Here is a 12,741-nt window from a genome sequence, read left to right as displayed (position 1 = left end):
AACAGCATCTCTCATCGCGCCGGTAATGGCTCAAGATGGCACGCTATGCAGCTTTCCGCCGCAATTGGCTCACGCTCAGCCACACCGCCGAAACCAGGAAGTAGAGGGCGCCTACTGCGGCATAGCCGGCCACGTTGGTGATCGATGGCGGCATCGGCATCCGCGCCTGTGCGATGAAAAACGTGCCTGCCAGTGCTGACTGCCCTCCGCTCAGGACCATCGCCCACTGCGCACCAGAGCTCTTCCAACGGCGGACAGCGGTACCGAGTTGAAGCAGGCCGGACAGGATCGCCCATAGGCCGAACACGCCCAGCACCCAGTTCATGCTCATCTTCTGCGCAACAACGACCGCGAACGTTGTCGCCACACTGACCACGACGTTGATGGTCTGGGTGCGATTCTGTCCCAATCCTCCGCTGCGCGATGCGTCGACAAAATTGGCCAGGGCATCCCATGCAGGATAAGCCACGAGTAACACCGCCGCGATCTCCCCGGAATTCTGTCCCACCGTAAAGGCAGCCGCCACCCAGGCAGCCGAGAACGCCGTCCGAGCGAAGTAATAGAGCTTGAGCCATTGTTCCTGGCTGGCACGGGAAAGATCGCGATTGTGAACCGTCATTGGATGTCCTTTCGACTAGTAGGTAGAGAGTCTTGACGAACGTCGCGGAGCCGTTACGGCTATGGTTGGTTGAGATCTTAGTGTCGTATCTGGAGGGAACGCGGAGCGAGCCGCTCCAGGAGCGGGCCTGTCACGACGCCGAATATCGTCGGGTCGCCATAGGCCCGTGCCGAAAGCATCGCGCCGTGGACGGTCGCCATGAACGCTTCAGCCTCGGCGCGAGGGGTACTCATCAGTTGAAATTGGCCGCGCCGCGCGCCGCGCTCCAGCACGGATGTAAGCCAAGCCGACAGGGAGCGGAAATGCGCCCGGACCTCAAGGCCGACTTCCTCGGGCAGAACGGGGAGCTCGCTTGCCAACAGCGCGCAGATACAAAACGGGGCGCTGGCGTCCGCAATGCAGGCTTCCCAATACCCGGCATAGATCCGCAACTGTTCGAGCGGATCGGATTCGTGAAGTTCGACATTTGCCATCCCCGCTTCAGCTTCTTCCCGATACCGCGCAACCAGCGTCCGAACCAGATCGACTTTGCTTGGGAAATGGTGATGGATGCTCGCCTTACGGATCCCGACCACAACAGCGATGTCGGCATAACTGAAACCGTTGTAGCCGCCAGCGACGATCAGAGAACGCGCACAAGCCAGGATGTCGTCAGAGGTGGTAGACAAGTTGCTCATGCCCATACCTACCTTCTGGTAGGATGGCCGTCAAGCCTCCTTGCAAAGCGAGTAGCGTGAAATTGGGTGGCTTTGGCGTAGACGTCATTCGATCTTCGTTGATCTCGGCTCGCCATAAATTCAGAAAGCGCCGGGTGTTTGTCGATCGAGGTAGCCATCCCACTTCGGGGAGGAGGGCAACGCCCTCCGGCCGACCGGATCATTGCGATCGCCGGGCGGCACTAGGCGTTTGCACCGACTGCGCTATCTCCCCATCGTTAGCCTTGTTCTATCGCTGGTTGAAGACTGGGAGGTTTCCATGGATCGGCGACTATTTTTGACAGGAATGTTTGGCATTGCCGGGGCCGCGGCCCTTGCAAGCACAGTTCGGCCAATCAACGCAGTGGCCGGCGTTCCAACTGCCAGAAGCGGCATTCTCGATGAACTCGAGGCGCCGGATGTCGAAACCTTCGACGACGACGAAACTCAAGCCGAGGTGCAACCAGTCTATCATCGCCGGTGGCACCGGCCGCGTCGGCGCCGCCGGCGTGCTTGGAGAAGGGTCTGTCGCGTTTACTGGCGAAATGGCTATCGGCGCAGGCGGTGCTTCCGCAGGCGCGTGTGGGTCTGGTTTCGATTCTAGCAACTGGCCGGCTTGAACCCAGGCCATCGCGGCCGGGGTTCGCCTCAGGCGGCCGTTAGCGCCCTTGGAGAGCTTGTCTAAGGGCGCCCGAGGAGGCTGACGGTGTTTGCAGGTTTCAGAGCCACCAGCTTGCGACTGGACGATACGACCATTTTCGCAAGGGTCGGCGGCACCGGTCCGCCGCTGCTGCTTCTTCACGGTTTTCCAGAAACGCATCTGATGTGGAGGGATATCGCCGCAGCCTTGGCGCCCCGCTTCACGGTGGTCGCCGCCGACCTTCGAGGCTATGGGCAAAGCGGATGCCCGGTTTCATCTGCCGATCATAGCCCATACGCCAAGCGCGCCATGGCCGGCGACATGGTTCAGGCCATGAAGCAACTGGGGTTTGAGCGGTTCATGGTTGCCGGGCATGACCGTGGCGGGCGGGTTGCCTATCGCCTGGCGCTCGACCATCCCGACAAAGTGCTCAAAATCGCCGTCCTCGACATCATCCCCACCGCCGCAACATGGGATCGGGCGGATGCCAGACTGGCACTCGGCTTCTGGCCCTGGAGCCTTCTTGCCCAGCCGGAGCCCCTGCCGGAGCGTCTGATAGGCGCGGCTCCCGATGCCGTCGTCGACGATGCAATAACGCAGTGGGGATCGTCGGCGAAAATGGTCTCCAAAGAGGTCAGGGACGCCTATGTTGATGCGCTTCGCGATCCCGCGCATATTCACGCCATCTGCGAAGAGTATCGCGCCGCTGCGACGATCGATCGTGAACATGACGCGCTGGACCAGGTAAACGGTAGTCGCATCGAGTGTCCGCTAGTGGCGCTATGGAGTGGCGAAGGCGCCCTGGAGAACTGGTATGCGCAAGAGGGCGGGCCGCTGGCCATTTGGAGGAAATGGGCCGACAGAGTGGAAGGACGCGCTGTTCAAGGCGGGCACTTTTTCCCGGAAGAGCACCCCGACAAAACGGCAGCGGCACTCTCGGAATTCTTCGAGGATAAACAGGACGGTCAGCACAGAGTATTGTAGAGGTCACATGCTTCAGTTACGCCGAACCTCGGGAGTGCTTCGCGGCCTGAGATCGAGAACCCTCCGAAATTCGCTCGGCAGGCGTCAACGTGCTTGAAAAGAAAATGAAGGCGATCTCCACGGCCGCGCCTCTGATATGCAGCCTGATGTTTGTCGGAAGTTGCGCATCGCCTTTGCCTGCATCCTTCGATGCTGCGAAATACGACAAGATGAGTTGCGTCGAGCTCAACGTGGCGATGGGCGCTGTCGCCGACGAAATGTCGGCGACAGCCATCGCTCGTGGCAAAGTCGTCCACACCAACATTCCGGGCTGGCTGTTGGGAGGGCAGCGTGTCGCCTCGACCGTGGCTGCCCGCCAGAGTGCGAAGCTCGAGCGCTTGCGGCAGCAGGAGGCTGCGATTGCGGCGGCGAGGCGAAGCAGGTGCTGATTACGTCACTGAAGTGGGTCTTCAGCCCGCCACACCAGATTGATGCGCAGCGATCGCGCCGAGGAATATCTCGCCGAAATCCTTGAGCTTGGCGGCGCCGACGCCGTTGACCGCGGCGAAGGCGTCCAGATCGCGCGGGCAGCGTTCGGCCATATCGATCAGTGTACGATCCGAAAAGATCACGAAGGCCGGCACCTGGCGTTCCCGGGCAAGACGCAGCCGTACAGCCTTGAGCGCGGCCAGCAGCACCGAATCCAGACCTTCCGTGCCTGCTGCGGTATCCTGTGCGGTCCGTATCTTGCCTCGCGATGACTGGCGCGCGTCCACGCGATACCGGAACGAGGCCTCGCCCCGAGCCAGCGCACAGCCCTTCTCGGCAATGGCGAGGCCGCCATGGCCCGTTGAGTCCAATGTCAGAAACCCTCCCGCGACGAGCTGGCGGACCAGCGACAGCCACACATTTTTCTTGTGCGCGACACCGGTGCCGAAGCTGGCAAGCCTGTGGTGGTTCCTGTCCAGGACCTTCTCGGTTTCATGGCCGAGCAGAACATCGACGACATGGGCGGCGCCAAAGCGCTCGCCGGTCTGTGCGATCGCCGCCAGGATGATCCGCGCCTCCGCCTCGCCATCCGCATGCGGCGCCTGGTCGAGGCAGTTGTCGCAATTGCCGCAAGGCGAAGCACTCTCGCCGAAATAGCCAAGCAGGATCTGACGGCGGCACTGCGTCGTCTCGCAATAACCGATCAGCGTATCGAGTCGGCCATGCGCGCGCCTTTTGTGCTCAGCCGGCGCGTCCTCGTCTTCGATGAAAAGCCGGCGCATGCGGATATCGCCGAGACCGAAGAGCATATGTGCCTCGGCCGCCCGCCCGTCGCGGCCCGCCCGCCCGATTTCCTGATAATAGGCCTCCAAGCTGCCCGGCAGGTCGGTGTGGAAGACATAGGCGACGTCCGGCTTGTCGATCCCCATGCCAAAGGCGATGGTCGCCACCATCACCACACCGGACAAGGTCATGAAAGCGTTTTGATTCGCTTCACGCGCGTCCTTGCTCATTCCGGCATGATAGGCGAGCGCGCGTACGCCGTTCCGCTCGAGGAACGCCGCCATCTCTTCGGTCTTTTTGCGCGACAGGCAATAGACGATCCCGCTGCGGCCTGCATGGCGCTGCACGAAGTTTAGCAATTGGCGCTTGCTGTCCTGCTTGGGCTCAATGCCTAGCTTGATGTTCGGTCGGTCGAAGCCGAGCACCACCGTATCGACGCGCCCGTCGAACAGTTGCGCGGCAATGTCGGTGCGCGTCGTCTCATCCGCCGTCGCCGTCAGCGCAATGATCGGCACTTTCGGGAAGATATCACGTAGTCTCGACAATTCTTCGTATTCGCGCCGGAACGCCGGTCCCCATTGCGAGATGCAATGTGCCTCGTCGATGCCGATCAGCCGGACATCGAGCTTGGTCAACGCCTCGAGCATTCGCACGGTCATCAACCGCTCCGGTGCAAGATAGAGCAGGCGCGTCTGGCCTGCCGCGACACGGCGCCATGCAGCGACATTGGCATCGCGGTCGAGCGAGGAATTGATCGTATCGGCCGCCACGCCGGCAAGCCGCAATGCGGCGACCTGATCCTGCATCAGGGCCACCAGCGGCGAAACGACAATGGTGAGCCCGCCCAGCACCAGCGCCGGGACCTGGTAGCAGAGCGACTTGCCGGCGCCGGTCGGCATGACAGCCAGCACATGATGCCCGGCCAGAAGCGCCTCCATCACGGCCGATTGGCCGAGACGAAAATCATCGAAGCCGAATACATCCTTCAGGACGCGCCGCTTGGAATCCTCCACCGGGACGCTCGCCGCTATCTGCATTAGGGAACTTTCGGGGATACGACCTGCCGAAATTCGCCGGCGAATCGCCAGGTGATTGCCTGGACAGCAGATTCGAACATTTATCGACCCCTCTGGTCCTGTCCGCGGCACCGTCTGAGGCGAACTTCTCTCTCATTGGCCGATATCAGACCGTCGTTCCAGCCCCTATTCGCTTTGGCTGTGAATATCGCACCGCCTCGGAGCGGTTAATCCTATCTTCACCATCATTCGGCAGGTTCAGGTTCTGCGGTGATGTTTTGAGTACCGCGGCGCCACAAGCGCCCAGGCAACACGCCCGCGTCTCTCCGGAGGCGCGGGTTTTTTCGTTCTGAGAACCGGCTGCCTGATCTTCGGGCCCGCAGCTCAGTCGAGGAAATCGGCGCGGTGCGGCGTAAAGCTGTCGACCAGTCGTCCCGCCTGCAGCGCCTTGACGCCATGGACAAGGTTGGAAGGAACGATGAAGCTGCTTCCGGCTTCCAGGATCTCGGTCCTGCCGTCGATGGTGACCTCGAAGCGCCCTTCGGCGACGTAGCTCGCCTGGACGTGCGGGTGCGAGTGCAGCGCGCCGACGCCACCCTTGTCGAAACCGAACTCGACCATCATCAGCTCGTCCGTGTGCAGGAGCACGCGTCTGCGGTTGCCATCCGGCGTCGGCGTCCATGCGCCCTCACCGGCATGCGAGAAGATTTTGGTTCCGGTCATCGCCAAACTCTCATCTTTGGTTGTTCATCGCGCCAGCCAGCCGCCGTCCACCGGCATCACCGCGCCATGCATATAGTTCGACGCCGGCGCCAGCAGGAAGACGGCTGCGTCGCCGATGTCTTCCGGCGCGCCCCAGCGCCCGGCCGGAATGCGCGCCAGGATCGACGCGCTGCGGTCGGGATCGGCGCGCAGCGCCTCGGTGTTGTTGGTCTCGATATAGCCCGGCGCAATGCCGTTGACATTGATGCCTTTTGCCGCCCATTCGCATGCCAGCAGCCGGGTGATGCCGAGCACGCCGTGTTTGGAGGCGGTGTAGGAGGCGACACGAATGCCGCCCTGAAAGCTCAGTACCGAGGCGATGTTGACGATCTTGCCACGCCGCCCCGGCTCGGCAAGGACGCGCCTGGCAAAGCGCTGGCCGAGGAAGAACACCGTCTTGAGATTGACGCCGATGACGTCGTCCCAGTCGGCTTTGGTCAAGTCGACCGCATCGGCACGCCGGATGATGCCGGCATTGTTGACCAAGCCATCGAGCGGCCCCGTATCATCCCAGACGCGGTCGAGCATCGCCTGGGCAGCGGCATCGTCGCCAAGGTCGCAGCGGACTGCCTCGAAGCGGCCGCCGGCCGCCGCAATCTTCTCCGCCGTCTCGTCCATCGCCGACCGGCCAACGCCGACCACCGCGCCACCGGCGCGCGCGATCGACACGGCGATGCCCTGGCCGATGCCGGTATTGGCGCCGGTAACGAGGATGCGCTTGCCGGCAAGGCTGAACGCAGAGAGGTCGCTCACCTGAGCTCCTCCATCATTACCAGGTCAACGTCGGTATAGTCGACATTGTCGCCGGCCATCGCCCAGATGAATGCGTAGTTCGAGGTGCCGGCGCCCGAATGGATCGACCATCCCGGCGACAGCACCGCCTCCTCGTTTCGCATGACGAGATGGCGCGTTTCGTCCGGCTCGCCCATGAAATGAAACACCCGCGCCGCCTCCGGCAGATCGAAATAGAGATAGGCTTCCATGCGCCGATCATGCACATGGCATGGCATGGTGTTCCAGACCGAACCGGAGGCAAGCTGCGTCATGCCGACGACAAGCTGACAGGTCTTTACCCCATCGGCATGGATGAACTGGAAGATCGAGCGCTCGTTGGAGGTTGCCTGGCTGCCGAGATCGAGCCGCTTGGCATCGCCGATCCGGATCAGCCGGTTGGGATGGCCCTGATGCGCCGGCGCGCTGAGCAGGTAGAATTTAGCCGGCGCTGCCGGATTGGTCGCAGCGAACGATACCTCATCCGTGCCCATGCCGAGATAGAGCATGTCGCGCGCCTGCAGCTCGTAGGATTGACCGCCGGCCTTCACGATGCCGGCACCGGCGATGTTGACAATGATCATCTCACGGCGGTCGAGAAAATTCTTGGTCCCGGTCGGCTTGATCGCCTGCAGCGGCAGCGGCGTACCGGCGGGCATGGCGCCGCCGACGATCATGCGGTCGTAGTGGGTGTAGGTCAGGCCGATGCGGCCGGGCCGGAACAAGTCCTCGATCAGGAAATTGTGTCGCAGCTCGTCCGTTCCCATGGCAGCGGCAGAAACGGGATCGATGGCGAAGCGGGAGGTGAAATCCGTATGATTGTCAGTGTGATTCATTGCTGTCCCATGGGGCTGCCTCAATTGCTTATTCAGTTCCCGCGGCCTTGACCGAGTCGGCATAAAAAACCTGGCGCGCGTGCAGGCGCTCGCGATAGCGCTGCTGGCTGGCACCGAGATGCGCGCGCATCGCCTCCCGGGCCGCCTCCGCATCGCCTGCCGAGATGGCCTTGAGGATCACCAGATGCTCACGTTGCAGGCCGCGCTGGTAGGCGTCCGACTGGGCGATCTCGGTCGACCATGGCGAGGTGACGTCGCAAGGAATGGCGCGCCGGCCGAGCACGTCGAGCATCTCGACATAGAACGGATTGTTGGTGGCGCTGGCGATTGCGCGGTGGAAAGCAAGGTCGGCCGGTCCCGTCGGCTCGCTGTTGAGGAGCAGCCGTTCGAATTCGAAGAAGGCTTCCTGGATCGCCGCTTCCTGCGCGGCGTTGCGGCGGATGGCAGCGAGCCCGGCGGATTCGATCTCGATCGCCAACCTGACTTCGAGCACGTTGAGGGCGATCGAATCCTTGCTGCCCATCTCCGCCGCAAGAGCACCGAATGCTGTCGAGATATGCTCGGTGACGAAGACCCCGGCGCCTTGGCGCGGCTCGACCAGGCCGTCCGCGGCAAGTTTGGCCAGCGCTTCACGTATCACCGTGCGGCTGACCCCGAAGGTCTCGGTCAACTGGCCCTCGGTCGGCAGCTTCTGCCCTGGCTGGATCTCGCCCGCCTGCAGTTGCTTGCGGATCGCCGCAACGACGGTTTCCGAAAGTTTCGGTCTTCGTTCGACGCGGAGGCCGGCTGCGGTGTCTGAGGCCATGTCGCACCTCCTATTTGAAGACGCTCGGCAGCCACAGCGAAATGGCCGGAATGTAAGTGACGAGCCCCAGCACCACGAGGCCTGCGCCATAGAACGGCCAGATCGAGCGCATCGATTCCCAGACGGATATCTTGCCCACTGCGCACGCGACGAACTGCACCGCGCCCACCGGCGGCGTGTTCAGCCCGATGCCGAAATTGAGGATCATGATGACGCCGAAATGCACCGGATCGACGCCGTAGGCCTGCGCCACGGGCAGGAAGATCGGCGTGCAAATGATGATGGTCGGCCCCATGTCCATGAAGGTGCCGAGGAACAGCATCAGGAGGTTGAGCAGGAGAAGCACGACCAGCGGATCGTCCGAGATCGCGTTCATGGAGGCGATCAGCGCTGCCGGCACTTTCAGGAAGGCCATCAACCAGGAGAACGCCGCCGCCATGCCGATGATGAGCAGCACCATGGCCGTGGTGCGCACGGCGCCGTAGGTGGCATGAACGAAACCTTCCCAGGTCATCTGCCGGTAAACGAAGACGGTTACGAACAACGCATAGATGACGGCGATACAGGAACTCTCGGTAGCCGTGAACACGCCCGATCGTACGCCGCCGAAGATGATCGCGATCAGCAGCAGGCCGGGCACCGCGACGGCGAAGAGATGCGCAACGGCGGTGAAGCCCGGAAACGGCTCGGTCGGGTAGCCGCGGGAGCGCGCCACGAAATAGGCGGTGATCATCAGTGACAGGGCCAACAGCAGGCCCGGGATGATGCCGGCCGTGAACAGATCGGCGATGGAGATCTTTCCGCCTGCCGAGATCGAATAGATGATCATGTTGTGCGACGGCGGCAGCAGCAGCGCGATCAGCGCCGCCATCGATGTAACGTTGACGGCGTAGTCCGCTCCATAGCCGCGCGCCTTCATCTGCGGGATCATCAGGCCGCCTACCGCCGCTGCCTCCGCCACCGCGGAGCCCGAAATGCCGCCGAACAGTGTAGCGGTGGCGATGTTGACCTGCCCGAGGCCGCCGCGCAAATGACCGACGAGCGAGCCGGCGAAGGCAACGATCTTGCTGGCGATGCCGCCGCGCACCATCAAGTCGCCGGCGTAGATGAAAAACGGAATGGCCAGCAGCGAAAAGACGCTCATGCCGGAATTCAGTCGCTGGAATACGATGAGCGGGGGCAGACCCATATAGAGGACGGTGGCAAGGCTTGCGACGCCGAGGCAGAAAGCGATCGGCGTGCCGATAAGCATCAGCAGGGTGAAGACGCCGAACAGAATCCACAGTTCCATGGCGTCAGACCTTCACGTTCGCGGTGTCGAGTTCGGCCGCGACTTCGGCCGGCGGCAGTTCATCGAGGGTATCGTCGATCGGTGCGCCGGAGAGGCGAAGCACGATGCGCTCCAGCGTGAAGAGCACGATGAGCGCTCCTCCCGCGACAAGCGGGACGTAATCCCAGCCCCCCGATATGCCGAGTGACGGCAAGGTAGAGCCCCAGGTCAATGCGACCAGCTGGCTGCCATACCAGATCATGCCGATGCCGAAGGCGAGCGCGACGAGGTCCGAAATCATCCGCAGCCAACGCTTGCCGCCTTTCGGCAGCACGTAGAGCAGGACGTCGAAGCCAAGATGGTAGTTCTCGCGCACACCGACGGCAGCGCCGAGGAAAATGAACCAGCTCATCAGCATCACCGAGCCCGGCTCGGTCCAGCTGGGCGAGCGGTTCAGAACATAGCGGCCGAACACCTGCCATGCGACGAAGGCGGTCATCAGCACCAGCCCGATGCCGGCGATCGACAGCGCCGCCGTGCTGACGCGCGACATCACTTGCGCGACGCCGGACAGAAGCGGTCTTGGTTTTGGGCTGGAAGTCACCGGTTTTCTCCGCAAGAGGATGGCGGCGCGGAATGTCCGCGCCGCCGCTTGATCACTGCACGGCCTTGATGGCTTCGACCATGGCCTTCAGCTTGTCGTCCTTGACGTGCTTCTCGTAGACCGGCCCCATCGCGTCGATGAAGGGCTGCTTGTCCGGCGTCGTGATCTGCGAACCTGCCGCCTCGACCTTGGCGCGCGATTCCTTGACCTTGGCGGTCCACAGCTCGCGCTGCTTGGCGACGCTTTCTTTGGCGGCCGCCTTGAATATCGCCTGGTCTTCCGGCGTCAGCTTGTCCCAGCTCGACTTCGCCATGACGAAGGCTTCCGGCACCATCGTGTGCTCGTCGAGCGAATAATACTTGGCGACTTCCGCGTGCTTGGCAGTGTCGTAGCTCGGAAAATTATTCTCCGCGCCGTCGATGACCCCGGTCTCGATCGCCGAATACACTTCGCCATAAGGCATCGGTGTCGCGTTGGCGCCGAGTGCCGCCACCATGTCGACGAAGATGTCGGACTGGATGACGCGGAACTTCATGCCGGCCATATCGGCTACAGTGTTGATCGGCTTCTTCGAATTGTAGAAGGAGCGCGCACCGCCGTCGTAAAAGGCGAGCAACACCAGCCCGACCTGGTCGAACGCCGCCGCGATCTGGTCGCCGATCGCCCCGTCCATGACCTTGTGCATATGCTCTTCCGAACGGAAGATGTAGGGCAGCGAGGGCACGGTGGTCTCGGGGATGAGCCCGTTGAACGGCGCCATCGAAACACGATTGAGATCGATCACGCCGGTGCGCACCTGCTCGATCGTGTCCTTTTCCTCGCCAAGTTGCGCGGAAGGATAGATCTCGACCACATAGCGGCCGGCCGTGCGCTCCTTCACCAGCTCGCCGAAATATTTGACCGCCTCGACCGTCGGATAGCCATCCGGGTGGGTGTCGGACGAGCGCAGGACCGTCTGGGCGCTTGCCGATCCGGCCAGCAGTGCGGCGGCAACTAGCGTAGCTCCCGCCAGTCTAGAAAAATGCAGCATTGGTTTCCTCCCGTTTTTGAAACGATGGCGGCAAGCGCCGTTAGAGCCGGTACGCCTTTTTCGCGAGCGTATAGGCAAGTTCCTGCGCCAGCTCGTGCGCCTCGTCTTCGCCGAGCCGATGCTCGGTGACGAGACGCGCCAGAAAAGCGCAATCGACCCGGCGCGCCACATCATGGCGAGCCGGTATGGATGGGAAGGCGCGGGTGTCGTCGTTGAAACCGACGGTGTTGTAGAAACCGGCGGTTTCGGTGGTCATCTCACGGAACCTGCGTATGCCTTCGGGGCTGTCGTGGAACCACCAAGCCGGCCCGAGCTTCAATGCCGGGTAGACGCCGGCGAGCGGCGCCAGCTCGCGCGCATAGCTGGTCTCGTCGAGGGTGAAGAGGATGACGGTGAGGTCGCGCTCCAGCCCGACGCAGTCGAGCAGCGGCTTCAGCGCCGTCACATAATCGGTTCGGGTCGGGATGTCGAAGCCTTTGTCCCTGCCGAACTTCTGAAAGATAGAAGGCGAATGATTGCGCCAGGAGCCGGGATGTATCTGCAGGACCAGCCCGTCGTCGCGGCTCATCTTGGCCATCTCGGTCAGCATCTGGGCGCGAAACAGTTTTCGCTCGCGCTCGTCGTCCGAGCCCCGGCGGATACGGTTGAACAGCTCCGCGGCGGCGGCATCCGAAAGATTGGCGGTGTCGGCCGTCGGATGGCCGTGATCGGAGGACGTCGCACCGAAACTCTTGAAGAAGGCGCGCCGCTGGCGATGCGCATCGAGATAGCCGGTCCAAGTACCGGTGTCGCGGCCGGTGATCTCGCCAAGCCGGTCGAGATTGGCTGAGAAGCCTTCGAAATCGGGATCGACGACCGCATCGGGCCGGTAGGCGGTGACGACGCGGCCCTGCCAGCCGCTCTCGCGGATCATCTGGTGCCATCTGAGATCGTCGAGCGCACCTTCGGTCGTCGCGATGACCTCGATGTTGAAGCGCTCGAACAGCGCCCGAGGGCGATAGTCTTCACGCTGCAGCAGCGTCGCGATCGTGTCGTAGTGGCGGTCGGCTGTCCTGGCATTCAGCGGCTCGCCGATGCCGAACAGATGGGCGAGCACATGGTCGAACCACAGCCGGGTCGGCGTACCCCGAAACAGGTAATAATGCTCGGCGAAGCGCCGCCAGATCGTTCTGCCGTCGGTCTCCACTGGCGAGCCGTCAAGCGTCGGCACCCCAAGCTCCTCAAGCCGAACGCCCTGGCTGAACAGCATGCGGAAAATGTAGTGGTCCGGCACGATCAGCAATTGCGCCGGATCGGGAAACGCCTCGTTGAGCGCATACCAGCGCGGATCGGTGTGGCCGTGCGGGCTGACGATCGGCAGATCCTTGACCGCGGCGTAGAGATCGCGGGCCAGCGAAAGCGGGCGCGCCTCGGCGGCAAACAGCAAATCCGGATCCGTCAATGCGGCCACGTAATCCT

General features: G+C 62.6%; 14 protein-coding genes. 2 read left to right on the top strand and 12 right to left on the bottom strand.

The genetic code is table 11. The features are described 5' to 3' along the window. Positions 1 to 43 precede the first annotated feature (43 nt). The 3 genes from NKJ84_RS00280 to NKJ84_RS00270 all read right to left on the bottom strand — a co-directional run bounded on the left by NKJ84_RS00280 (position 44) and on the right by NKJ84_RS00270 (position 2,116). Positions 44 to 619: a DUF308 domain-containing protein gene (locus NKJ84_RS00280; protein WP_352504899.1), complete on the bottom strand. Its 576-nt coding sequence runs from the start codon at positions 617 to 619 to the stop codon at positions 44 to 46. Positions 620 to 696: 77 nt separating this feature from the next. Beyond that, the gene (locus NKJ84_RS00275; RefSeq protein WP_352505149.1) at positions 697 to 1,296 is read right to left on the bottom strand and encodes a TetR/AcrR family transcriptional regulator; all 600 of its coding nucleotides are present in this window, start codon (positions 1,294 to 1,296) and stop codon (positions 697 to 699) included. Between the two features lie 310 nt (positions 1,297 to 1,606). Next, positions 1,607 to 2,116, bottom strand: coding sequence for a hypothetical protein (locus NKJ84_RS00270; RefSeq protein ID WP_352505159.1), 510 nt, complete (start codon positions 2,114 to 2,116; stop codon positions 1,607 to 1,609). Here NKJ84_RS00270 and NKJ84_RS00265 point away from each other — a divergent pair. Beyond that, positions 2,021 to 2,938 (top strand): alpha/beta fold hydrolase, encoded by a 918-nt coding sequence (locus NKJ84_RS00265; RefSeq protein WP_352504898.1) that lies wholly within the window; start codon positions 2,021 to 2,023, stop codon positions 2,936 to 2,938. The two genes, NKJ84_RS00270 and NKJ84_RS00265, sit on opposite strands and share 96 nt — an antisense overlap. 89 nt (positions 2,939 to 3,027) lie before the next feature. Further along, positions 3,028 to 3,366: a hypothetical protein gene (locus NKJ84_RS00260; RefSeq protein WP_352504897.1), complete on the top strand. Its 339-nt coding sequence runs from the start codon at positions 3,028 to 3,030 to the stop codon at positions 3,364 to 3,366. Positions 3,367 to 3,387: 21 nt separating this feature from the next. On the opposite strand, the gene recQ is transcribed toward NKJ84_RS00260, so the two are convergent. The 9 genes from recQ to uxaC all read right to left on the bottom strand — a co-directional run bounded on the left by recQ (position 3,388) and on the right by uxaC (position 12,733). Next, the gene (gene recQ, locus NKJ84_RS00255) at positions 3,388 to 5,226 is read right to left on the bottom strand and encodes a DNA helicase RecQ (protein ID WP_352504896.1); all 1,839 of its coding nucleotides are present in this window, start codon (positions 5,224 to 5,226) and stop codon (positions 3,388 to 3,390) included. A 363-nt stretch (positions 5,227 to 5,589) separates the two neighbouring features. Continuing rightward, positions 5,590 to 5,928 carry a cupin domain-containing protein gene (locus NKJ84_RS00250; protein ID WP_254820465.1) on the bottom strand — a complete coding sequence of 113 codons (339 nt, stop codon included), beginning with the start codon at positions 5,926 to 5,928 and terminating at the stop codon, positions 5,590 to 5,592. A gap of 24 nt (positions 5,929 to 5,952) precedes the next feature. Beyond that, the gene (kduD, locus tag NKJ84_RS00245; protein WP_352504895.1) at positions 5,953 to 6,720 is read right to left on the bottom strand and encodes a 2-dehydro-3-deoxy-D-gluconate 5-dehydrogenase KduD; all 768 of its coding nucleotides are present in this window, start codon (positions 6,718 to 6,720) and stop codon (positions 5,953 to 5,955) included. Beyond that, positions 6,717 to 7,574, bottom strand: coding sequence for a 5-dehydro-4-deoxy-D-glucuronate isomerase (gene kduI, locus NKJ84_RS00240; RefSeq protein ID WP_352504894.1), 858 nt, complete (start codon positions 7,572 to 7,574; stop codon positions 6,717 to 6,719). The genes kduD and kduI overlap by 4 nt, the downstream gene beginning before the upstream one ends. 28 nt (positions 7,575 to 7,602) lie before the next feature. After that, positions 7,603 to 8,379 carry a FadR/GntR family transcriptional regulator gene (locus NKJ84_RS00235; RefSeq protein ID WP_254820462.1) on the bottom strand — a complete coding sequence of 259 codons (777 nt, stop codon included), beginning with the start codon at positions 8,377 to 8,379 and terminating at the stop codon, positions 7,603 to 7,605. 10 nt (positions 8,380 to 8,389) lie between these two features. Then, a complete protein-coding gene (locus tag NKJ84_RS00230; protein WP_254820461.1) occupies positions 8,390 to 9,670 on the bottom strand; it encodes a TRAP transporter large permease in 1,281 nt (426 codons plus the stop codon). 4 nt (positions 9,671 to 9,674) lie between these two features. After that, positions 9,675 to 10,202: a TRAP transporter small permease gene (locus NKJ84_RS00225; protein WP_352505148.1), complete on the bottom strand. Its 528-nt coding sequence runs from the start codon at positions 10,200 to 10,202 to the stop codon at positions 9,675 to 9,677. A 103-nt stretch (positions 10,203 to 10,305) separates the two neighbouring features. After that, the gene (locus NKJ84_RS00220) at positions 10,306 to 11,283 is read right to left on the bottom strand and encodes a TRAP transporter substrate-binding protein (RefSeq protein WP_352479586.1); all 978 of its coding nucleotides are present in this window, start codon (positions 11,281 to 11,283) and stop codon (positions 10,306 to 10,308) included. Positions 11,284 to 11,323: 40 nt separating this feature from the next. Further along, positions 11,324 to 12,733 (bottom strand): glucuronate isomerase, encoded by a 1,410-nt coding sequence (uxaC, locus tag NKJ84_RS00215; RefSeq protein WP_352504893.1) that lies wholly within the window; start codon positions 12,731 to 12,733, stop codon positions 11,324 to 11,326. Between the last annotated feature and the right edge of the window lie 8 nt (positions 12,734 to 12,741).

Origin of the sequence: Mesorhizobium sp. M0048, assembly GCF_040323405.1 — a bacterium.
Lineage (GTDB): Bacteria > Pseudomonadota > Alphaproteobacteria > Rhizobiales > Rhizobiaceae > Mesorhizobium.
Note: the sequence above shows the minus strand (reverse complement) of the source record. Positions and strands in the feature narration are given on the sequence as shown.

Excerpts from the sequence above, each read along its gene's own strand:
- kduI (WP_352504894.1), bottom strand. The coding sequence starts at position 7,574 with ATGAATCACACTGACAATCATACGGATTTCACCTCCCGCTTCGCCATC.
- NKJ84_RS00230 (WP_254820461.1), bottom strand. The coding sequence starts at position 9,670 with ATGGAACTGTGGATTCTGTTCGGCGTCTTCACCCTGCTGATGCTTATC.
- NKJ84_RS00280 (WP_352504899.1), bottom strand. The coding sequence starts at position 619 with ATGACGGTTCACAATCGCGATCTTTCCCGTGCCAGCCAGGAACAATGG.
- recQ (WP_352504896.1), bottom strand. The coding sequence starts at position 5,226 with ATGCAGATAGCGGCGAGCGTCCCGGTGGAGGATTCCAAGCGGCGCGTC.
- NKJ84_RS00225 (WP_352505148.1), bottom strand. The coding sequence starts at position 10,202 with ATGTCGCGCGTCAGCACGGCGGCGCTGTCGATCGCCGGCATCGGGCTG.
- NKJ84_RS00220 (WP_352479586.1), bottom strand. The coding sequence starts at position 11,283 with ATGCTGCATTTTTCTAGACTGGCGGGAGCTACGCTAGTTGCCGCCGCA.
- NKJ84_RS00275 (WP_352505149.1), bottom strand. The coding sequence starts at position 1,296 with ATGAGCAACTTGTCTACCACCTCTGACGACATCCTGGCTTGTGCGCGT.
- NKJ84_RS00235 (WP_254820462.1), bottom strand. The coding sequence starts at position 8,379 with ATGGCCTCAGACACCGCAGCCGGCCTCCGCGTCGAACGAAGACCGAAA.
- NKJ84_RS00250 (WP_254820465.1), bottom strand. The coding sequence starts at position 5,928 with ATGACCGGAACCAAAATCTTCTCGCATGCCGGTGAGGGCGCATGGACG.